Annotated in this window: 18 protein-coding genes; 10 read left to right on the top strand and 8 right to left on the bottom strand. The window is 67.0% G+C overall.

Annotated features, from left to right (window positions below; genetic code table 11):
* Nucleotides 1–75: 75 nt before the first annotated feature.
* Both DF286_RS06515 and polA read right to left on the bottom strand, forming a co-directional pair.
* Nucleotides 76–1,608: a lipopolysaccharide biosynthesis protein gene (locus tag DF286_RS06515; RefSeq protein WP_109270695.1), complete on the bottom strand. Its 1,533-nt coding sequence runs from the start codon at nucleotides 1,606–1,608 to the stop codon at nucleotides 76–78.
* Entirely contained in the window at nucleotides 1,605–4,385 is a 2,781-nt protein-coding gene (gene polA, locus DF286_RS06510; protein WP_109270694.1) for a DNA polymerase I, read from the bottom strand. The genes DF286_RS06515 and polA overlap by 4 nt, the downstream gene beginning before the upstream one ends.
* 87 nt (nucleotides 4,386–4,472) lie before the next feature.
* On the opposite strand from polA, the gene DF286_RS06505 reads away from it, so the two are divergent.
* Nucleotides 4,473–5,330: an alpha/beta fold hydrolase gene (locus DF286_RS06505; RefSeq protein ID WP_109270693.1), complete on the top strand. Its 858-nt coding sequence runs from the start codon at nucleotides 4,473–4,475 to the stop codon at nucleotides 5,328–5,330.
* A 65-nt stretch (nucleotides 5,331–5,395) separates the two neighbouring features.
* Complete coding sequence (locus DF286_RS06500; RefSeq protein WP_109272056.1) at nucleotides 5,396–6,283, top strand: alpha/beta fold hydrolase; 888 nt, start codon at nucleotides 5,396–5,398, stop codon at nucleotides 6,281–6,283.
* 3 nt (nucleotides 6,284–6,286) lie between these two features.
* On the opposite strand, the gene nadB is transcribed toward DF286_RS06500, so the two are convergent.
* Together nadB and DF286_RS06490 are read right to left on the bottom strand one after the other, a co-directional pair.
* Nucleotides 6,287–7,885: an L-aspartate oxidase gene (nadB, locus tag DF286_RS06495; RefSeq protein WP_109270692.1), complete on the bottom strand. Its 1,599-nt coding sequence runs from the start codon at nucleotides 7,883–7,885 to the stop codon at nucleotides 6,287–6,289.
* Nucleotides 7,878–8,813, bottom strand: a complete 936-nt coding sequence (locus tag DF286_RS06490; RefSeq protein WP_109272055.1) for an ABC transporter ATP-binding protein — start codon at nucleotides 8,811–8,813, stop codon at nucleotides 7,878–7,880. The genes nadB and DF286_RS06490 overlap by 8 nt, the downstream gene beginning before the upstream one ends.
* Nucleotides 8,814–8,952: 139 nt before the next feature.
* On the opposite strand from DF286_RS06490, the gene DF286_RS06485 reads away from it, so the two are divergent.
* The 6 genes from DF286_RS06485 to DF286_RS06460 are packed head-to-tail and all read left to right on the top strand — an operon-like array spanning nucleotide 8,953 to nucleotide 13,255.
* Nucleotides 8,953–9,855, top strand: coding sequence for a hypothetical protein (locus DF286_RS06485; protein ID WP_109270691.1), 903 nt, complete (start codon nucleotides 8,953–8,955; stop codon nucleotides 9,853–9,855).
* A gap of 45 nt (nucleotides 9,856–9,900) precedes the next feature.
* Nucleotides 9,901–10,107 carry a zinc-finger domain-containing protein gene (locus DF286_RS06480; protein WP_109270690.1) on the top strand — a complete coding sequence of 69 codons (207 nt, stop codon included), beginning with the start codon at nucleotides 9,901–9,903 and terminating at the stop codon, nucleotides 10,105–10,107.
* Between the two features lie 19 nt (nucleotides 10,108–10,126).
* A complete protein-coding gene (gene tldD, locus DF286_RS06475) occupies nucleotides 10,127–11,557 on the top strand; it encodes a metalloprotease TldD (RefSeq protein ID WP_109270689.1) in 1,431 nt (476 codons plus the stop codon).
* The gene (locus DF286_RS06470) at nucleotides 11,554–12,510 is read left to right on the top strand and encodes a PLP-dependent cysteine synthase family protein (RefSeq protein ID WP_109270688.1); all 957 of its coding nucleotides are present in this window, start codon (nucleotides 11,554–11,556) and stop codon (nucleotides 12,508–12,510) included. The genes tldD and DF286_RS06470 overlap by 4 nt, the downstream gene beginning before the upstream one ends.
* A gap of 2 nt (nucleotides 12,511–12,512) precedes the next feature.
* On the top strand, nucleotides 12,513–13,046 hold the full coding sequence (locus DF286_RS06465) for a DUF924 family protein (protein ID WP_109270687.1): 534 nt from the start codon (nucleotides 12,513–12,515) through the stop codon (nucleotides 13,044–13,046).
* On the top strand, nucleotides 13,046–13,255 hold the full coding sequence (locus tag DF286_RS06460) for a putative signal transducing protein (RefSeq protein ID WP_109270686.1): 210 nt from the start codon (nucleotides 13,046–13,048) through the stop codon (nucleotides 13,253–13,255). The genes DF286_RS06465 and DF286_RS06460 overlap by 1 nt, the downstream gene beginning before the upstream one ends.
* On the opposite strand, the gene DF286_RS06455 is transcribed toward DF286_RS06460, so the two are convergent.
* From DF286_RS06455 to DF286_RS06440, 3 genes are all read right to left on the bottom strand, one after another.
* Complete coding sequence (locus DF286_RS06455; protein WP_109270685.1) at nucleotides 13,227–13,640, bottom strand: protein tyrosine phosphatase family protein; 414 nt, start codon at nucleotides 13,638–13,640, stop codon at nucleotides 13,227–13,229. The two genes, DF286_RS06460 and DF286_RS06455, sit on opposite strands and share 29 nt — an antisense overlap.
* Before the next feature lie 15 nt (nucleotides 13,641–13,655).
* Nucleotides 13,656–15,422: a DNA helicase RecQ gene (gene recQ / locus DF286_RS06450; RefSeq protein WP_109270684.1), complete on the bottom strand. Its 1,767-nt coding sequence runs from the start codon at nucleotides 15,420–15,422 to the stop codon at nucleotides 13,656–13,658.
* 204 nt (nucleotides 15,423–15,626) lie between these two features.
* Nucleotides 15,627–17,444: an ABCB family ABC transporter ATP-binding protein/permease gene (locus DF286_RS06440; protein WP_109270682.1), complete on the bottom strand. Its 1,818-nt coding sequence runs from the start codon at nucleotides 17,442–17,444 to the stop codon at nucleotides 15,627–15,629.
* Nucleotides 17,445–17,509: 65 nt separating this feature from the next.
* Between DF286_RS06440 and DF286_RS06435 the strand changes: the two genes are divergently transcribed.
* Nucleotides 17,510–17,848: a hypothetical protein gene (locus DF286_RS06435; RefSeq protein WP_146193572.1), complete on the top strand. Its 339-nt coding sequence runs from the start codon at nucleotides 17,510–17,512 to the stop codon at nucleotides 17,846–17,848.
* 27 nt (nucleotides 17,849–17,875) lie between these two features.
* Here the strand turns inward: DF286_RS06435 and DF286_RS06430 are convergent, their stop codons facing one another.
* A complete protein-coding gene (locus DF286_RS06430; RefSeq protein WP_109270680.1) occupies nucleotides 17,876–19,918 on the bottom strand; it encodes a TonB-dependent receptor plug domain-containing protein in 2,043 nt (680 codons plus the stop codon).
* 238 nt (nucleotides 19,919–20,156) lie between these two features.
* On the opposite strand from DF286_RS06430, the gene DF286_RS06425 reads away from it, so the two are divergent.
* The gene (locus DF286_RS06425) at nucleotides 20,157–21,014 is read left to right on the top strand and encodes an SDR family oxidoreductase (RefSeq protein WP_109270679.1); all 858 of its coding nucleotides are present in this window, start codon (nucleotides 20,157–20,159) and stop codon (nucleotides 21,012–21,014) included.
* The last annotated feature ends 47 nt before the right edge of the window (nucleotides 21,015–21,061 follow it).

The following is a 21,061-nucleotide window of genomic DNA, read 5'->3' as shown; positions in this document are numbered from 1 at the left end:
CAATGCAAGTCCGTGCCGGCCATGGAACAATTTTGAGAGATCGAACGCTTGCTTGCCGAGCGGTCGATGGGGAACTTAACGGTCCGGAGGTATCGGCCTTGTGATCGGCAGACTAGGCTCCTCGCCGCCCTTCATCCGAAACAGCACCCGGTCCTCATGAGTGAAACCGCGCGTCCACAGTATGATGCCGAAGACGCCGAGAATGGCCGGAATGCCGAAGATCAATTCAGCCCATTCGAGGCTTTGGGGCAGGAGGGTGAAGAAGGAGCCGACGACCGTCGCGCCGGCCGCCGCCCATATGAGCGGCCAGCGCCACCCCGACACGGGTGCGCCGAGCAACCGCCCGAGCAGCCGCGCCTTCAGCACCGAAGCCAGCCCCAGCGCCAGCGACAAGGCAATGGCCGGACCGGCCGCCTGGAAGATGGTCGGCCAACCGAGCTCCTGCATCGCCATGATGAGGGCGATCGACAGCGCGGCCTGCGCCCCGATCATGAAGGTCGAGATCATGAGATTGCGGTGCCGGGCGACATAGACCAGCGCGGCTTCCGAAACGGCGGCGGTGGCGGCCACGACCTCGGCGGCGAGCAGGAAGCCGAGGATGGCCGTGCCGCTGATGAACTCCTCGCCGACAATGCCCATCACCGCTTCGCCCGGAATGCCGAGTGCCAGCGCCACGCCCGCCTGGGCGGCGATGATCCAGAAGCCGACCTGCCGCACCTGCTTTGCTACCGCTTCCTTGTCGCCTTCGCCCAGCTTGTGGGTGATGACCGGGCCGAGGATCGGATCGAAGCTGGTCTTGAGCTTCTGCGGCAGCGAGGCGACCTGCTGGGCGACATAATAGATGCCGACGATGGCGGGCGAGAAGAAGAGGCCGAGAATGGCGATGTCGATGCGGCGCGAGCCCCATTCGATGGCATCGGCGGCGGCGAGGGGCGTGTTGCGCCGGGCAAGCGTCCAGAGCGCGCCGGGTTCCGGCCGCCAGCCCGATGGCCGGCCATAAGTCTTGAACAGTGGCCACAAGGCCGCCGCCAGCGCCGCCAGCATCGAGATCACATAGGCGATGATGAGGCCGTCGCGCTTCGACAGGGTGAAATAGAGGAGGATCGCGGCGATGCTGATCGTCCACGGCTCCACGATCGCCCGCGCCGTCACGGTCGCCCGCACATTGTGGAGATAGGCGAGCGCCGCCAGCGCCACGTCGGTCCCGGCGATGGCGAAGACGATCAGCGGCAGCAGCCATTCGACGCCGCGCACCTGGCTGTTCGGGAACATCGCCTGCGGGAACAGGGCGAGGAGGATCGTCGCCACGGCGGAGGCGAGGAAGGCGACCAGCATCGCGTCCCAGACGACATGGACGTGCGGCTTGTCGGTCGAGGACAGCTGCTGGGCGAGACCGCGCTTCAGCCCGAGCGTCGCAAGCTGCGCCGCGAACTCGACGATCAGCACGGCATAGGCAAAGCGGCCCAGCGCCTCCGGCCCATAATAGCGCCCGGCGACGATCAGGAAGGGAATGCGGGCGGCGAGGCGAAGCAGGAAGCCGAAAAAATTGGTGCGGCCGCCCTTCGCGAGCGCCGCGATATCCTCATTGCCCGGAGCGGGCTCACTCAATGCGCGGCGCCCCAATTGGGGCCGGTGCCGATCTCGACGCCGAGCGGCACTGCGAGCTTCACCGCCGGTTCGGCCGCCCCCTCCATGACGCGCCGGATGACCTCGCTCGCCCGCTCGACGTCCGCCTCGGGCACTTCGAAGAGCAGCTCGTCATGGACCTGCAGCAGCATGCGGGTCGAACCCAGCCCTTCCGCCGCCAGCGCCGGGCCCATCCTCACCATGGCCCGCTTGATGATATCGGCGGCGGTGCCCTGGATCGGCGCGTTGATCGCGGCCCGCTCGGCGCCCTGCCGCTCGTGCTGGATCTTGGCCTTGATGCGCGGGAAGTGCGTCTTGCGGCCGAACAGGGTGGTGGTGAAGCCGGTCTCGCGCGCCTTGGTGAGCGTCTCGCCGATATAGGCGCGAATGCCCGGGAAACGGTCGAAATAGCGGTCGATGATCGCCTGGGCTTCGTCGGCAGTGACGCCGAGCCGGCCGGCCAGGCCCCAGCGCGAGATGCCGTAGAGGATCGCGAAGTTGATCGTCTTGGCCGAGGCGCGGGTGTCGCGATTCACTTCGCCGAACAGCTCCTGCGCCGTCATATTGTGGATGTCGGCCCCTTGGGCGAAGGCTTGGCGGAGCTGCGGCACGTCGCAGATATGGGCGGCGAGCCTCAGCTCGATCTGGCTGTAGTCGGCCGAGACGACGACATGGCCGGGCTCCGCGATGAACGCGTCGCGGATGCGGCGGCCGATCTCGGTGCGGATCGGGATGTTCATCAGATTGGGGTCGGTCGACGCCAAGCGCCCCGTCTGCGCGCCTGAAAGACTGTAGCTGGTGTGGACCCGGCCGGTCGTCGGGTTGATCTGCTCCTGCAGCGCGTCGGTATAGGTGGATTTGAGCTTGGTGAGCTGCCGCCAGTCGAGCACCAACTGGGCGATCGGCACGCCGCCGCGGGCCAGCCGCTCCAGCTCCGTCACGTCCGTGGACCAGGTCCCGGACTTGCCCTTGCGGCCGCCCTCCAGGCCCATCTTGTTGAACAGGATATCGCCCAGTTGCTGGGGCGAGCCGATGGTGAACTTGCACCCGGCCTCGCCGCAGATCTTCTCCTCGAGATCGGCGATCTGCGCGTTGAACTCGGCCGAGAGGCCTTTCAGCACCTCGCGGTCCACCTTGACGCCGTCGCGCTCCATACGGCCGATCACCGCCACCATCGGCCGGTCGACCAACTGATAGACGCGGGTGGCGCGCTCGGCCGGCAGCCGGGTCTTGAAGCGCGTCCAGAGCCGCAGGGCAACGTCGGCATCCTCGCCGGCATATTCGGTGGCGCGGTCGAGCGGGACCTGGTTGAAGGTGATCTGCTTCTTTCCGGTGCCGCACAGCTCCTTGTAGGTGAGGCACTGGTGGTCGAGATGCTTCTTGGCGAGATCGTCCAGCGCATGGCTGTTGAGCCCGCCCGCGTCCAAGTTGAAGCTCATCACCAGCGTATCGTCATAAGGTGCAATACGGATGCCGCGGCGGTTGAACACGACCCAGTCGAATTTGAGATTATGGCCGATCTTGAGCACCGCCGGGTCCTCGAGCAGCGGCTTCAGCTTCGCCAGGACCAAAGCGGAGTCGAGTTGCGGCGGGCGGTCGGAAAGCAGGTCGTGCCCGCCATGCTCGAGCGGAATATAGCAGGCCCGGCCGCATTCGGTGGCGAGGCTGACGCCGACGAGCTCGGCGGTGACGCAGTCCCGACCGTCCGTCTCCGTATCGAAGGCGACGTGACCCTTGTCGAAGGCCTCGGCGATCCAGCGGTCGAGCGCCGCTTCTTCGGTGACGGTCTCATAGGCCGAGCGGTCGATGGGGGGTTCCGGCCTCACCTCCGCCTGCACCGGCACCGTCGCAGGCGCCGCCGCGGCCTGCGGAGCGGCCGCCCCGCCGGCGGCGCTGTTCAGGCGCGCGAGCAGCGACTTGAAGCCGTGATATTCCAGGAACTCGCGCAACGGTCCGTCCGGGATGCCCTTGATCGATAAGTCTTCCAGCGGCTCCGGGAGCGGAGCGTCGCAGATCAGCCGCACCAGCTCTCGGCTGAGCCTCGCCATCTCGGCATACTCGATCAGATTGGACTTGAGCTTGGGCTTGGTGATCTCCTCGACATTGGCGATGACATTTTCGACCGAGCCATATTGCTGGATCAGCTGCGAGGCGGTCTTCGGGCCAACGCCCGGCACGCCTGGCACATTGTCGACGCTGTCGCCCATCAGCGCCAGCACCTCGCCCAGCTGCTCGGGCGGCACGCCGAACTTCTCGATCACATAATCGCGGCCGATGCGGCGATCGTTCATCGTGTCGAGCATGTCGACGCTGCCGTCCTCGACCAGCTGCATCAGGTCCTTGTCGGAGCTGACGATGGTGACCTTCCACCCCGCCGCCTTGGCCGCCGTGACGTAGCAGGCGATGATGTCGTCCGCCTCCAGCCCTTCCTCTTCGATGCAGGGGATGGAGAAGGCGCGGGTGGCATCGCGGATCAGCGGGAATTGCGGCACCAGCTCGGGCGGCGGCGGCGGCCGGTGCGCCTTATACTGGTCGTACATCTCGTTGCGGTGCGTGCTCTCGGACTTGTCGAGGATCACCGCCAGATGGGTCGGGCCGTCCGCCTTGTTGAGGCTGTCGGCCAGCTTCCAGAGCATGGTCGTGTAGCCGTAGACGGCGCCGACATTGAGGCCGTGCCGGTTGGTGAGCGGCGGCAGCCGGTGAAAGGCCCTGAAAATATAGCTGGAGCCGTCGACCAGATAGAGATGGGGGGAGGACATGGGACGGTGGTCTAGCCGAAGCGAGGGCGGGAACAAACATCTTGTGCGCTCATCTGACGTTCAAGCCCGGCGTGGAATGAGGAACCCATGAAACGGAGGGACTTTCTCATATCCGCCGCGGCCGCGAGCGCGGTGACGCTGATGCCGCCGGCCTTCGCTGCGCCTGGCCGCTTCACGTCCGACCGCATCTCGGTGGTCGTGCAGGGAAGCGGACCGGACGTGATCCTGATCCCCGGCCTTACCGCCTCGCGCGACATGTGGAAGGGCACGGTCGCGGCGGTGCCGGGCTATCGCTATCACCTCGTCCAGGTGGCGGGCTTCGCCGGCGAGCCCGCGGGCGGCAATGCGCGCGGCCCGGTGGTGCAGCCGGTCGCGGCCGAGATCGCCCGCTATATCGACGTGGCGGGCCTCCGCGCGCCCTCTCTCATCGGCCATTCGATGGGCGGAACCCTGGCGATGATGATCGCCGCCCGCCATCCTTCCAAGGTCGGCCGGCTGATGGTCGTGGACATGCTTCCTGCTCCCGCCGGGCTGCTCGGCGCGTCCGCCGAGGGCATTCGCCCGCTGGCCGATGCGCTGGCCGGCGTGCTGACCTCGTCGCCCGGCGGCCGGCGCCTGCTGGAATCGCTGATCGGCGGGTTCGGCGCCAGCGACGGCGCGGGCCAAAGCGACAGCGATGTGGTCGCGACGGCCATGCACGAGCTGGCGCTGATCGATCTCAGTGCCGAGCTGCCGAGGATCACCGCGCCGATGACGGTGGTCTACGCAACCCCGCCGGCGGGAGGCGGGATCGATCCGGCTCAAGTGACCCGGGACTATCGGCAGGGCTATCGGCCCGCGCCGAACGCCAATCTGGTCGCGATTGCGAACAGCGGGCACATGATCATGTATGACCAGCCGCAGCGTTTCCGAGCCGAGGTGAAGGCCTTCCTCTCCGGCCGCTAATGGCGCTCGCCCCCGTCGCCGTCCCTCGCTATGGCTGGCGCACGGACCGGCTGGGGAGAGACATGATGTTCAAAGGGCCATTCCTTCAGGCGCTGACGGCGTTCGCCGGCTTGCTCGTCGCGGCGCCTGCCGCCGCCGAGACGCAAGGCTTCCAGTCCGACCGCATCACCGTCACCACCGAGGGTTCGGGGCCCGACGTCATCCTCATTCCAGGTATGACCTCCTCGCCCAGCGCGTGGCGGAGCGTGTCGGGCATGCCGGGCTATCGCTTCCACTATGTGCAGGTGAAGGGCTTTGCCGGCACCGTGCCGGAAGCCAACGCCAGCGGCAATGTCTCCGCGCCCGTCGCCGAGGAGATCGCGCGCTACATAGAGGCGGCCGAGCTGGAGCGCCCCGCCCTTGTCGGCCACTCGATGGGCGGCACCATGGCGCTGATGATCGCGGCGCGCCATCCCGGGGCCGTGTCGAAGGTAATGGTGGTCGACCAGCTTCCCTTCATGGGCATCGTCTACGGCCCTCCCGGAACAACGCCGGAAAGCGTCAGGCCCACCGCCGACAAGCAGCGCGCCAGCATGATCGAGGCTACGCCCGAGGAATTCCAGAAGCGGTTGGTGGCGATGACCACGGCGATGGTGCGCGACAAAGAGCAACGCACGCTCGTCCTCGCCGACGCCGAGGCGAGCGACCGCGAGACCGTCGCCAACGCCTTTCACGAGCTGATCGTCACCGACCTTCGGCCGGAGCTTCCGTCGATCAAGGTCCCCGCGACGGTGCTTTACGTGACGCCGCAAGGCGTGCCGCTGACCGATGCGCAGATGGACGCCGTCTACCAGGCCTCCTACGCTCCCCTTGAAGGCGTGAAGCTCGTCCGCGTGCCCGACAGCGCCCACTTCATCATGTCCGACAATCCGGAGCGCTTTCAGGCGGAGTTGAAGGCGTTCCTCGCCGAATGAGGCTCAGCCCTCGGGCGTGAGGATCGTGTCCACCGCGTCGGGCAGCATATCCGGATAATCCAGCGTGTAATGGAGGCCTCGGCTCTCCTTGCGCGCGAGGGCCGAGCGGACGATCAGGCCCGAGACCTCGACCAGGTTGCGCAGCTCAATAAGGTCGGGCGTGACTCGGAAGTTGCCGTAATAATCCTCCGTCTCCCGGCGGAGCAGGTCGACGCGGTGGAGAGCACGCTCCAGGCGCTTGGTGGTGCGCACGATGCCGACATAGTCCCACATGAAGCGACGGATCTCGCGCCAATTATGGTGGACCACGACCTCCTCGTCGGAATCGGTGACTCGGCTCTCGTCCCAGGGCCGAATGGCTGGCGGGAGCGGAAGGTCGTCCCAGTTGGCGTTGATGTGGCGGGCGGCGGCGAGGCCGAAGACCAGGCATTCGAGGAGCGAGTTGGACGCCATTCGGTTGGCGCCATGGAGGCCCGACTGAGTGACTTCGCCCGCGGCATAGAGTCCCTGAAGGTCGGTGCGGCCGTCGAGGTCCACGACCACGCCGCCACAGGTGTAATGGGCCGCCGGCACGACCGGGATCGGCTCCCTGGTGATGTCGATGCCGATGTCGGGCCGCGCCAATCGTTCGGCGATGGTCGGAAAGTGCGTCAGCACGAACTCGGGATCGCGGTGGCTGATGTCGAGATGGACATAGTCGAGGCCGAGCCGCTTCAGCTCATGATCGATGGCGCGGGCGACGACGTCGCGCGGCGCCAGCTCCTCGCGCGGATCGAACTCCGGCATGAAGCGGTGGCCCGTGCCGGGGATCTTCAGGTGCCCGCCTTCGCCCCGCATCGCCTCGGTGACGAGGAAATTCTTGACGTCATGATGGTAGAGGCAGGTCGGGTGGAACTGGTTGAATTCCATGTTCGACACCCGGCAGCCGGCCCGCCAAGCCATGGCGATGCCGTCGCCGGTCGAGCCTCGCGGATTGGTCGAATAGAGCCAGGCTCGGCTCGCGCCGCCGGTGGCAAGGACGGTGGCGCGGCCGGTGAAAAGCTCCACCCGGCCGCTCCGCCGGTTGACGGCATAGACACCCCAGACGCAGTCCTCGCGCGCACCATTCTCGCCGTGGCGGCCGGTGACCAGGTCGATCGCGGCCATGTCCGGCACCAGGGTGATGTTGGGATGCTCGGCGGCCGCCTTCTCCAGCGCCTCCTGGACCGCCCAGCCGGTGGCGTCGGCGACGTGGACGATGCGGCGATGGCTGTGCCCGCCCTCCCGCGTCAGGTGCCAGCGCTCCGATTCGCCGGGATTGAAGGGGACGCCGAGCGCGGCCAGCTGCTCGATCGCCGCCGGCGCGTTCTCGACGACGAACTCGACGGTGCGGCGGTTGTTGAGCCCCGCGCCCGCGATCATCGTGTCCTCGATATGGCTTTCGAACGTGTCGCCGGGCTCCAGCACCGCGGCGATGCCCCCTTGGGCGCGGGCGGTGGAGCCTTCCGACAGGGCGCCCTTGGCCAGGACCGCGACCTTCAGATGCGACGCGAGGTTCAGCGCTGCGCTGAGGCCGGCGGCCCCGGAGCCGATGACGATGACGTCATGGCGGTGATTAGCCATGCGCGTTGGCGGCGCGGGTGAGGTTCAGGAACACGTCCTCCAGGTCCGCCTCGCGGGTGGAGACGTCGACGATGCCGAGGCCGTCGCGCTGAAGAGCAGCCAGCACCTCGCCGGCGTTCACCCTATCCTTTCGGTAGGTGATGGCGAGGGTCCTGTCGGCGATGATCTCGATCTTGTCGAAGCAGGCGGCGTCGGGAACGGCGGTGAGATCGCGGTCCACCGTCACTTCGACCGCCTTCTCCTGCGCCATGCCGACGAGCGTCCGGGTCGGCTCGTTGGCGATGACCTGGCCGTGGTTGATGATCGCGATACGATCACACAGCTCCTCGGCCTCTTCGAGATAATGGGTGGTGAGGACGATGGTGACGCCCTGCGCATGGAGGCTCCGCACATAGTTCCAGAGCTGCTGGCGAAGCTCGATGTCGACACCAGCCGTGGGCTCGTCGAGCACGAGGATCGGCGGCGAGTGGACCATCGCCTTCGCCACCAGCAGCCGCCGCTTCATGCCTCCCGACAGGGTGCGCGAATAGGCATGCGCCTTGTCCTCCAGGTGCACCGCGCGAAGCAGCTCCATGCTGCGGCGCTTCGCCTTGGGGACGCCATAAAGTCCGGCCTGAAGCTCCAACGTCTCGACCGGGGTGAAGAAGGGATCGAACAGGATTTCCTGCGGCACGATGCCGATCGAGACCTTGGCGTTCCTGGGATGCTGATCGATGTCGAAGCCCCAGATGGAAGCCGTGCCCCCGCTCTTGTTCACGAGGCCGGCGAGAATGTTGATCAAGGTCGACTTGCCCGCGCCGTTGGGCCCGAGCAGCCCGAAAATCTGCCCGCGCGGCACGTCGAGGCTGACCCCGTCCAGCGCGCGCTTGCCGCCGGCATAGGTCTTCTGGAGGTCTCGGATGCTGATCGCTGAAAAGGTCTCGGCCATGCGCTCCCGCATAGCGGCGTTCCGGGCGGCGGGAAAGCGGCCCCGCCGGGCGCGTCTTTTCGATCAATTGTCGGCGGCGTTCGACCGCGGCTCTCCGCCGTAGCGGCGCCGGCGTTTATCGTGCCCCTGGAGGTAGCGCATGGCAAAATGGCTGCACGGACTCATGACGCCGCTGGCCGTGCTGCACGCCTTGCCTGCAGCAGCCGCTCCGCCGGTCGGGCCGGACGATGCCAAGGAGATTGTCGTCTCCGGAATTCGCGAGCCCAAACGGGCGGCGGCAGAGTTCGTGGCCGCGATCACCCTCGCCCATGAGGGCCAGATCGCCCGCTTCGAAACCGGCCTCTGCCCGGAAGTCTACGGCCTTCTCGATGACCAGAAGGCCGCGGTCGTGGCGCGGCTGCGGGAGGTGGCGGAGACAGTCGGGCTCGAGGTCCGGCGCCCGGGCTGTCGTCCCAATCTGGTGGTCACGGTCGCCGCCGATCCGCCGGATTTCATCCGCACCCTGCATCGAAAAAGGCCCTGGCTGTTCCGCGACCTCGATCGCGCCGAGATCGAGCGGCTGACCACGACACGCGCGCCCGGCCGTGCCTGGCATCTCATCGGGTGGCGCGAATCGGACGGCCGCCGCGCGCAGCATTTCACCGACACGCAGGGCGAATATCTCGACGCGCATCTGACGCCGATGCACCAATTCTCGCGGCTCAAGCGCTCGAAGCGCCCGACCCTGGACCTCGCCTTCGTCGTGCTCGATCTCCCCTCGATCGTCGAGCTGACGCTTCCCCAGCTTGCCGACTATGTCGCGATGCGCAGCCTCGCCATGACGCGCCCCGACGCCCCAGCCGCCGCCGAAGGTCGATCGATCCTCGGCCTGTTCGAGGACTTGCGCAGCGGGGACGCTCCGGCGGAGACACTAACCGCCCGGGACTTGGCCTATCTGAAGGCGCTCTATGCCGCCGGGAGACCGACGAGCGCCGCCCAGCAGCGCGCCACCATGGCGCGCATCGCCGGTGAAGAGCTGGCCGGGCGGGTTGAAGGCCGCTGATCAGGGCGGATTGTCGGTCGGCTCCGCCGTTGCTAAGGGCGCGGCATGAACGTCGACCGCTTCACGCCCGAGATCAGCTACGTCACCACGCCCCGCGTCGCCTGCGACGGCGCCAGCGACATCGCCCCCGCGCTCGGCCATCCCCGCGTCTATCTTCAGATCGACGAGAAGGGCTTCGTCGATTGTGGCTATTGCGACAAGCGCTTCATCCTGAAGGGCGGCCCGGCGGATGAGGGTGCAACGAAGGCATAACGCCCCTATATCGGCTGACATGACCAGTCTCGCCGATCCCCGCCGCTTCCTCTATCGTGCCGACGGCCTCTCGCCCGAAGCCGCCCAACGCCTCACCGCCGAGGCGCTTTCCCGCTGCGACGATGGCGAGCTCTATCTGCAATATACGGCGTCCGAATCCTTCGCCTTCGACGACGGACGGCTGAAGACGGCGGACTTCAACACCCAGGCGGGCTTCGGCCTGCGCGGCGTCTCGGGCGAGACGACCGCTTTCGCCCACGCCAACGAGCTCAGCGAAGCCGCCATCCGCCGCGCCGCCGAGACGATGCAGGTGCTGGATCCGAGCCAGAACGGCAAGGCGCGGCCGCCGCGCCGCACCAACGCGAATCTCTACACCGACGCCGATCCGCTGAGCCTGATCCCCTTCGCCAGGAAGGTCGCGCTCTGCCAGCAGATCGACGCAGCCGCCCGCGCCCGCGATCCGCGCGTGGCGCAGGTGTCGGTGTCGCTCTCCGGCTCATGGAGCGTGATCGACATCGTCCGCGCCGACGGCTTCGTCGCCCATGACGTGCGCCCGCTGGTGCGCCTCAACGTCCAGATCGTCGTCGAGCAGAATGGCCGCCGCGAAACCGGTTATCACGGCCTGGGCGGTCGCGACCTCTACGACCATCTGTTCGAGCCGGAGACCTGGAACCGGGCAATCGACATCGCGCTGGCCCAGGCGCTGGTGAATCTCGAATCGGTCGCGGCGCCGGCGGGCGAGATGACCGTGGTGCTCGGCCCCGGCTGGCCCGGCGTGCTGCTCCACGAAGCGATCGGCCATGGGCTCGAAGGCGATTTCAACCGCAAGGGCAGCTCCGCCTTTTCGGGCCGGATCGGCGAGCGCGTCGCGGCACCCGGGGTCACCGTGGTCGACGACGGCTCGATCGGCCAGCGCCGCGGCTCCCTCACGATCGACGACGAGGGCACGCCCACCCAGTGCAACACGCTCATCGAGGACGGCATCCTCAAGGGCTACATCCATGATCGCCTGAACGCGCGCCTGATGGGCGTAGACCCGACCGGCAACGGCCGCCGCGAGAGCTTCGCTCACGCGCCGATGCCGCGCATGACCAACACCTTCATGCTCGGCGGTCGGGACGATCCTGCCGAGATTCTCGCCCGCGCGAAGAACGGCATCTACGCCAAGAGCTTCGGCGGCGGGCAGGTCGATATCACCAGCGGCAAGTTCGTCTTCTCCTGCACCGAAGCCTACCGAATCGAGAACGGCAAGCTCGGCGCGCCGATCAAGGGCGCGACCCTGATCGGCGACGGCCCGTCGGTCCTCACCAAGGTCAAGGCGATCGGCAACGACATGGCGCTGGACGAAGGCATCGGCATCTGCGGCAAGGGCGGCCAGTCCGTTCCCGCCGGCGTCGGCCAGCCGACCCTGCTGATCGACGGCCTCACCGTCGGCGGCACGGCGGCGTGAGCCAACCGGCCGCGACTATTCTCGGCCGGATCGGCAACACTTCCCTTCTGCCACTTCGTAACGTCGTCCCGACGAACGGCGCGCGCATCCTGCTGAAGCTTGAAAGCGAGAACCCTACCGGAAGCATGAAGGACCGCCAGGCGCTCGCCATGATCGAGGCGGCACAAGCCGACGGTCGGCTGCGGCCCGGTGGATCGGTCGTCGAATATACGGGCGGCAGCACGGGCGTGTCGCTGGCGCTGGTCTGCGCGGTGAAAGGCTATCCGCTCCACATCGTCACCTCCGATGCCTTTGCGCGCGAGAAGCTGGATCATATGCGGCTGCTGGGCGCGAAGCTCACCGTCATCCCCAGCGAGGGCGGAGGCATGACCGGCAAGCTGACGCACGACATGATCGCGGCCGCGCGCGCGCTTGCGCAGGAGACCGGCGCCTATTGGACCGACCAGCTCAACAATGAGGACCAGATCTCCGCCTATCGCCGCATGGGCGAGGAGATATGGACCCAGACGGGCGGCCGCATCGACGGCTTCGTCCAGAGCGTCGGCACCGCTGCCTCCCTGCGCGGCATCGCCGAGACGCTGCGGCGCCATGATGACGGCATCATCATCGTCGCCGTGGAACCCTCGGAGTCACCGGTCCTCTCCGGCGGAGATTCGGGGGCGCACAAGATCGATGGCGTCGGCGCCGGATTCGTCGTGCCGCTGTGGCGCGACGACGTGGCCGACCGGATCGAGCGCGTCTCGACCGACGAAGCCATCGCCATGGCATTCCGCCTGGCCCGGGAAGAGGGGCTGTTCGCGGGCACATCGACCGGCGCCAATGTCGCCGGGGCCCTGAGGTTGGCCGAGACCCTGGCGCCGGACGCGACGGTCGTCACCATCATGTGCGACACGGGGATGAAGTATCTGCAGGGCTATGGGGCTCGGCTGGAGCAAGGAGGCGCGGCGGCGTGACGATGCAAAGCTGGACGGACGAAGTCCTCGATTTCTGGTTCGGCCTGACGCCGGAGCAATGGTGGCGCGACGACGACCTCGATTCGGTGATCCGCGAGAGGTTCGGCGAGCTATGGGAGGAGCAGCGGACGCAGCCCGCGTCGAGCTTCCTCGGCTCGCCGCGCGAGGCGCTGGCGGCGGTGATCCTGTTCGACCAGTTCCCGCGCAACATGTTTCGCGATCATGCCGACAGCTTCGCGACCGATCATCTGGGCCTGGCGATCGCCAAGGCGGCGATCGAGCGGGGTTATGACGAGGCGATGAGCGAGGCGGAGCGGGGATTACTCTACATGCCGTTCCAGCATAGCGAAGACCTGGACGACCAGCGGCGCTCGTTGGGCCTGTTCACCGCCTTGGGGGATGAGGATCAGCTTCGCTACGCCAAGCTGCACCATGACGTCATCGAGCGGTTCGGCCGCTTCCCCCACCGCAATGCCACACTCGGCCGGGCGCCGAGGCCCGCCGAGGTCGCGGCGGGCGAGGTCGTGCCCTGGTAATGGCGCTGGTCGAGGTCGCCCGATTCCATAGCGACATCGAGGCCGATCTTGCCCGCGCTTGGCTCGCGGCCGAAGGTGTCGACAGCGTGCTGTTCGACACCGGCATGTCCTGGGTGGGCGCGGCGATTCCGGTCCGCCTGATGGTCGACGAAGCGGACGAGGATGAGGCGCGCCGGCTGCTCAGCCGAGATAGGGGCGAATGGGCGTAAGGTCGTAGCCGGCCTCGGCCGCCTTCCCGACGATCTCGCCCGGATCGTCTCCCTTGCGCACGCGCGCCAGCGCCCAGAGATAGGTAGAGCGCGTGCCGGAGCGGCAGAAAGCGAGCATTTTCCCCGGGGCCTCGTCGACCGCCTCGACCATCGCCTGGACCTGATTGGCGGACAGGCCGGAGCTTCCCACCGGAATGTGGCGATAAGCGATACCGGCGGCCCGCGCAGCCGCCTCGATCTCCGCGGCGGACGGCTGGCCCGGCTCCTCGTCGTCCGGCCGGTTGTTGACGATCATCGTCACGCCTTCGGCCTTCACTTCCTCAAGATTGGAGGGGTGGATCTGGCCGCTGACCAGCATGCGTTCGTCAAGGGTGCGCAGTAGCATCCCTCCTTTTTACGTTCAGGTTTCGTGCGCGGCAATGACGTCCACGAAGGCTTGTCCATAACGCTCCAGCTTGGCCGCGCCGACGCCGGAGACGTTGGCGAGGGCGCCGAGCGTGGTCGGCTTCAGCCCCGCCATGTCGCGCAGCGTGCTGTCGTGGAAGACGACATAGGGCGGCACGCCGGCTTCCCGGGCAATATCGCGCCGGCAGGCGCGCAGCGCCTCGAACAGCGGATCGCCGTCGGGATTGACCGCCCGCTCGCCCCGTCGGCGGCGCTGACGCTTCGGCGGGAGAACCAGCTCGACCGATTCCTCGCCCTTGAGGATGGGCCGAGCCGCGGGGCCGAATGACAGGCCGCCATATTCGTCCGCCCGCAGCGCGTCGCGCGCGAGCAGCGCCCGCGCCACCGGCTTCATCAGCGCCAGCTCCGCCTCGTCGGCGATGCCGAACACCGACAGGCGGTGATGGCCGAAACCGTGGATCTTGTCGGTTTCCTTTCCCGCCAGCACGTCGACGAGATGCGTGATCCCGAACCGCATCTCGGTCCGGAAAGCGGCCGAGAGCAGCTTGCGCGCCGCCTCGGTCGCATCGACCGTGGCCGGCGGCGACAGGCAATTGTCGCAATTGCCGCAGCGCTCCGGCGGCGCCTCGCCGAAGTGGCGGAGGAGGAGCGCGCGGCGGCAGCTCGCGGTCTCGACGACGGCGGCAAGCGCGTTCAGCCGATCCCGCTCCCCCTGCCTGCGCTCCTCCGGCACTTCCGTCTCGATCCGGCGGCGGGCGCGGGAAAAATCCTCCGCGCCCCAGAAGAGATGCGCCTCGGCCGGATCGCCGTCACGGCCGGCGCGGCCGGTCTCCTGATAATAGGCCTCAATCGACTTCGGGATGCCGGCATGGGCGACGAAGCGCACGTCCGGCTTGTCGATGCCCATGCCGAAGGCGATGGTGGCGACGATCACCATGTCTTCGGACCCGACGAACGCCGCCTGGTTGCGGGCGCGAACGCGGGGATCGAGACCGGCGTGATAGGGAAGCACCTTGCGCCCCGCGGAACCAAGCTGCTCCGCCAGCTTCTCCGTCTTGTCGCGGCTAGTCGTGTAGATGATGCCCGGACCCGGCTGTTCGTCGAGCAGCGCCTTGAGCTGTTTCGCGACGCCGTCACGCGGGCGGACATGATAGCGGATGTTGGGCCGATCGAAGCCGGCGACGATCAGCCCGTCGTTCGGAATGCCGAGCTGGACGAGTATGTCCTCGCGCGTCTGCTTGTCCGCCGTCGCGGTGAGGGCGAGGCGCGGCACGTCCGGGAAGCCGTCGAGCAGCGGCCGCAACAGCCTGTAGTCCGGCCGAAAGTCATGGCCCCACTCGGAGACGCAATGCGCCTCGTCGATGGCAATGAGGGACAGCGGGATGCGGCTGAGGAGGTTGCGGAAGCCCTCGCCGGACGCGCGCTCGGGCGCGACATAGAGCAGGTCGAGGTCGCCCTGGCGGAGGCGCGCCACCGTCTCCTGCCGATTGTCGTCGGCCGAGGTCAGCGCCGCCGCACTGATGCCGAACCCGTCCGCCGAACGGATCTGATCGTGCATCAGCGCGATCAGCGGCGAGATGACGAGCGCCGTCCCCTCCCGCGCCAACGCCGGCACTTGGTAGCAGAGCGACTTCCCCGCCCCCGTCGGCATGACGGCGAGCGTGTGCTTCCCCGCCATCACCCGCCCGATCACATCGGCTTGCACGCCGCGAAAGTCGGTGAAGCCAAAGGTACCGCGCAGTATGGAAAGGGGAGACGTCACCCCCGAACCCTAGTCGTTCGTCCCGAGCGAAGTCGAGGGGCGCGTGTGATGAGTCGGTGCCGACGCCCCTCGACTTCGCTCGGGACGAACGGATGCCGCAGCTGCTCCGCACCAGCCGTCATTGCGAGGGGCGAAAGCGACGAAGCAATCCAGCTGCGGCGGAGCTGGATTGCTTCGCTCCGCTCGCAATAACGAACCGGGGCGCTACTCCGCCGCCTCGGCCTGTTCCTCGCGCTCGCTCTGCTGCCTCAGCCACATCTCCGTGTAGAGGCCGCGCTTGACGAGGAGTTGGCGGTGGGTGCCGCGTTCGACGATGCGGCCCTGGTCCAGCACGACGATCTGGTCGGCGTCCACGACCGTCGAAAGCCGGTGGGCGATGACGATGCTGGTGCGGCCGTGCTCGATGCTTCTGAGCGTCTCCTGGATCGCGGCTTCCGTGCGGCTGTCGAGGGCGCTGGTCGCCTCGTCGAGGATCAGGATGGGCGGGTCCTTCAAAAGCGTGCGGGCGATGGCGACGCGCTGCTTCTCGCCGCCGGAGAGCTTGAGGCCGCGCTCGCCGACCTTGCTGTCATAGCCCTCCGGCAGGCCCATGATGAAATCATGGATGGCGGCGCCGCGCGCCGCCTCCTCGATCGCCGCCTGGCTCGCGCCCTCACGGCCGTAGCCGATATTGTAGCCGACCGTATCGTTGAAGAGCACGCTGTCCTGCGGGACGATGCCGATGGCGGCGCGAAGGCTCGTTTGCGTGACCCCGGTGATGTCGTGCCCGTCGATGGTGATGCGGCCGCCGGTCGGCTCATAGAAGCGGAAAAGGAGGCGCGACAGAGTCGACTTGCCCGCGCCGGAGGGGCCGACCACCGCGACCATGCTCCCCGGTCGTATGTCGAGGTCGATGCCCTTCAGGATCGGCCGCTCGGGATCGTAGCCGAACTCAACATTTTCAAAGCGAACGTGGCCGGCCGAGACATGGAGAGCGGGCGCGGCGTCACGATCCTTCACTTCGGCCCTTGTGTCGATGATGCCGAACATCTGCTCCATATCGATGAGGCCCTGGCGAATGTTGCGATAGACCCAGCCGAGCATGTCCAGGGGCCGGAAGAGCTGGGCGAGCAAAGTGTTCACCAGCACCACATCGCCGGTGGTGAAGCGGCCGGTGGACCAGCCCCAGACTGTGTAGCCCATCGCACCGGCCATCATCAGGTTGGTGATCAGCGACTGGCCGATATTGAGCCAGGCGAGCGAGCTCTCATTCTTGACCGCGCTGTCGGCATAGGCCTGCATCGCCTTGCCGTAGCGCCGCGCCTCCCGCTCCTCGGCGTTGAAATATTTGACCGTCTCATAGTTGAGGAGGGAATCGACGGCGCGGGCGATCGCCTGGTTGTCGATCTCGTTCATCTCGCGCCGGAGCTTGGTCCGCCACTCGGTCACCACCCGCGTGAAGACGATGTAGAGGGCGACCATGACCAGAGTCGCGATCACCAGGCCGGAGCCGAACTTGACGCCGAAGATGATGCAGATGGCGCCGAGCTCGATGATGGTCGGGGCGATGTTGAAGAGGAGGAAATAGAGCATCATGTCGATGCTCTTCGTCCCCCGCTCGACGATCTTGGTGAGCGCCCCCGTCCGCCGCTCGAGGTGGAAGCGGAGCGAGAGGGCGTGGACGTGGCGGAACACATTTTCCGACAGCTGCCGCGCCGCCTGCTGCCCGACGCGTTCGAAAATGGCGTTGCGGAGGTTGTCGAAGAGGACGCCGGCGAAGCGGGCGCCAGCGTAGGCGACGACTAGCGCGACGGCGAGCGCGACCGCCGCTTCCATGCCCGCCGCCATGCGGTCGATCGCCGCCTTGTAGGCGAAGGGCATGGTCAAGGTCGCGCCCTTGGCGAGCAGCACCAGGATCACGGCCAGGATGACGCGGGACTTCAGCGCCCGGTCGCCGGCGGGCCACAAATAGGGAAGGAAGCGCCGCATCGCCGCCCAGCCCGCCTGCGGGCGCTCAGTCTCGTTCGTCGTCTCGGGCGGCATGTTCGTCTAAATAGGCATGCCCCACGCGCCGACCAAGTTATGGAGGCGAAACATCAGGAACCGCGATGTCCTCCAAAGGTTGGTCAGCCGATGGAGCGGAGGCGATGATGGGCCCGGCATTTTACGTGATGGCGATACTTGGCTGCGGCGAAGCCGACGCCGCCTGCGAGCCCGTCGGCGTGACCGAGCAGATGTATGAGAGCATCGAGGCCTGCACCGAAGCCACCCCGGATGCCGTCAACCACCACAGCGATCTGGCCTATCCGGTCGTCGTCGCCCAGTGCCAGCCGGGCGACCAGGCGGTCTCCTACAAGATTCTGCCCCAAGAGGTGGACCTGCCCGAACCGCAGCGCGAGCCCGATTTCCGGCGCGCCACGCTCCGCAAAGGCCCCGTGCAAATCTAACGCACGCGGTGCCGTTACGATGCGCCGCTAAATATTCCCGCTGATCGCGACGGTGAAGACGGGACCATAGAAGCGGTCGCGGCTTTCTGTGAACAACAGCCCATTGGTCCGCCGACCGTCGTAGAAGCTGCGATCGAATGCCTCGTTGGTGCCGAGGATGTTGTCGACGCTGCCCCGCACCGTCAGGCCCATCACGTCCTTATTCTCGACGAAGACGCCCACATTGCCGGGCGTATTGGAGAACTGGAACTTCTGGTCGAGCCGGAAGCCGGGCGTCTGCGCGAAATGATCGATGCCCCAGCCATAGGCCCAATCGGTCTGCGGCACGTCGTGGCGGAAATTGATCGCGATCTGGCGATAGGCGTTCTCGTTGATCTGGCGGAAGAGGCCGGTCAGCGGGTCCTCCAGCCGGGTCTTCTCGAACTGAAGGTCGAGATCGATCTTCGCGCCCTTCCAGCCGATCGGGTCGAAATTGAACGTGCTTGTCCACTGCACGCCGTATCGAGTGGCGCTGTCGAGATTGCCCGGCGCCTGTCCGGTCTCGCCGATCGGAACGATGTCGACGATATCGGTGATGCGGCTGCCGTAGAGCCTTGCCGTCGCCGTTCCCCAGGCCGCGAGGTTGCGCGTCGCCTCCAGCTCCACGGTCCAGCTCTGCTGCGGGACCAGGTTGACGTTGCCGGCATTGGTGGTGCCGCCGCTGACATTGGCCGAAGCGACGAAGTCGAAGAAGTTGAGCTGCCCCACCTCGCGCTCCAGCTTGGCGCTGACATCGAGCAGCGGAGACGCCTTCCAGGCCAGGGAGACGAAGCCCTTGGGGCGGACGAACTTGCGGGTAAGGCCCGCCTCGCCCGACTGGCTGAGGATCGAATATTCGGCTCCAACCGATGTCTGGAGCGTAAGGTTCGGGCTCAGCGGACGGCCGTAGCTGAGCGCCGCCTCGGCCCGCTTCTCCTTCACCGTGGCGACGGAGTTGGGGAAAGCCACGGCAACCCAGTCCCCCGCCGGGTTCAGGGCGAAGAGCCTGTTCTCGATGTCGAGGATGTTGAGTGCGCCCTCGCCGGAGACCTGCCAGTCGGCGCCGCCAGCATTCCAGCGATATTCGCCGCGTCCGATCGTCTCGGCCTCGTCGGCGATCTGCTCGAACCGGTCGCCCTGGCGCGGGCGTCCGTCGGCGAAGTCGATCAGCAGCTCCTGCTCGAAGGGGCTATGCTCGAAGCGGCGAAGGCCGATCAGCTTCAGGCGGCCGTCGCCGAGATCGAACTCATAATCGCCGCCCAGCTCGTAATTCCACTCCCGCTCCTGCTCGTGCAGGCGCCGGTCGCGGTCGGGTTGGCCGAGGCCGCTGCGCAGCGATTTCTCGTCGATATCCTGGTAGAAGAGCCCGGCGGCGGCATTGAGGTTCAGGATCGAGCCGCCATCCGTCTCGCGCTTGAGACTGCCGCTGATCCGCGGCTGCTCGCCATAGGCGTAGAGCACCTCGTCGCGCCGGTCGATGATCGTGCGGTCCGGGGTGAACACGATCTCGGGACCGGCATTGCCGTTGCGGAAGCTGTCGTTGGCGAAGCTTGCCGTATAGTCCCAGCCGCCCGCTTTGCCGCTGACCGAGAACTCGCCATTGGTGAGGCGCGCCTCCGTCCGGCGCGCGCGGATCTGCGGCCGCCAGGCGAACGAACCGCTGACGCCCGTCGAGGCGGTGATGATGTTGGCGACCTGGCCGGAGAGGCCGGGAACGCTCAAGGTGGCGCCGTCGACGATGTCGATCCGGGTGACGTTCGCCGCCGAGATGCGGCCGAGTTCCGTCACCACGTCGTTCGATTTGCCCGAAAAACGCTGGCCGTTGATCAGCACGTTCCCCGTCGCCTGGCCGAGGCCGCGGCGCTCCTGGTCCTGCGCCTGGATGGTAAAGCCCGGCACCTGGCGCAGCATGTCGAGCGCGGTCCGCGGCGAGAAGCGGGCGAAGTCCTGGGGCGTATAGCTCCGCGCGCCCTGGGTCGTAGCGGGCGCGCTGGCGACTGGCGGAGGCGCATCGCCGCTTTCCTGCTGCGCGAGTGCAGGCGCTGCGGCCATCGCAACGCTCGTGACGAGCCAAGTCCCCCGATGCCGCACGCGTCACCCCCACTCCTGAACATGCTGTGTTAGGGCTGCAAAGCACGCAAGGCCCCGGATGTCTACCGCCACACCGGATTTTTCGACAAATGATCGGGGCCGTTAGACGAAGGACGGCACGACTCCGCCGCCATGTGAGGAACCACCGCCGAACGCGCCTGTTTCTCTCCCGAGCGCCCATTCGCGAAGGAGCAGCACCATGTCCGACGGCAACACGATCGACATGATCCACGAAGACCAGCTTCCGGGCCACGAAAGCGAGCTGGAGCCGAAGCCGGATTGGGAGCCGCGCTATCCCGGCTCGGGGCGCCTTCAGGACAAGGTCGCCCTCATCACCGGCGCCGATAGCGGCATTGGCCGCGCCGTGGCGGCGCTCTTCGCGCGAGAAGGGGCGGACATCGCCATCCTTTACCTGTGCGAACATGACGATGCGGCCAAGACGAAGGAGATCGTCGAGAAGGAAGGCAGAAAGGCCATCACTATCGCCGGCGATATCGGCGAAAAGGATTTTTGCGACCGCGCCGTCGCCGAGGCGGTAGAGACGCTCGGCGGCCTCGACATCCTCGTCAACAATGCCGGCGAGCAGCATCCGGACGATGACATCACCGACATCACCGAGCAGCAGCTGCGCCGCACCTTCCAGACCAACATCTTCGGCATGTTCTTCATGACGCAGGCGGCGCGGCCGCATCTCAAGAAAGGCGCGGCGATCATCAACTGCACGTCGATCACCATGTATCAGGGCTCGAAGCAGCTGCTCGACTATTCGAGCACCAAGGGCGCGATCACCGCCTTCACCCGCTCGCTGTCGGAGAATCTCGTCGGCGACGGCATTCGCGTGAACGCGGTCGCGCCGGGGCCGATCTGGACTCCGCTCAACCCGTTCGGCGGCCAGAAGCCGGAGAAGATGAAGGATTTCGGCAAGAACACGCCGATGGGCCGCCCCGGCCAGCCCAACGAGGTCGCGCCGAGCTTCCTGTTCCTGGCCTGCGAGGATGCGAGCTATATGTCGGGCCAGGTGCTCCACCCGAACGGCGGCACCGTCGTCGGCGGCTGAAGGTTCGTTCCGGCCTCGATTGTGCTATAGGGCTCCGGTCGCAACAG

This window comes from Sphingosinicella humi (genome assembly GCF_003129465.1).
Classification (GTDB): Bacteria; Pseudomonadota; Alphaproteobacteria; order Sphingomonadales; family Sphingomonadaceae; genus Allosphingosinicella; species Allosphingosinicella humi.
This window is presented reverse-complemented; position numbering and strand designations above follow the sequence as displayed.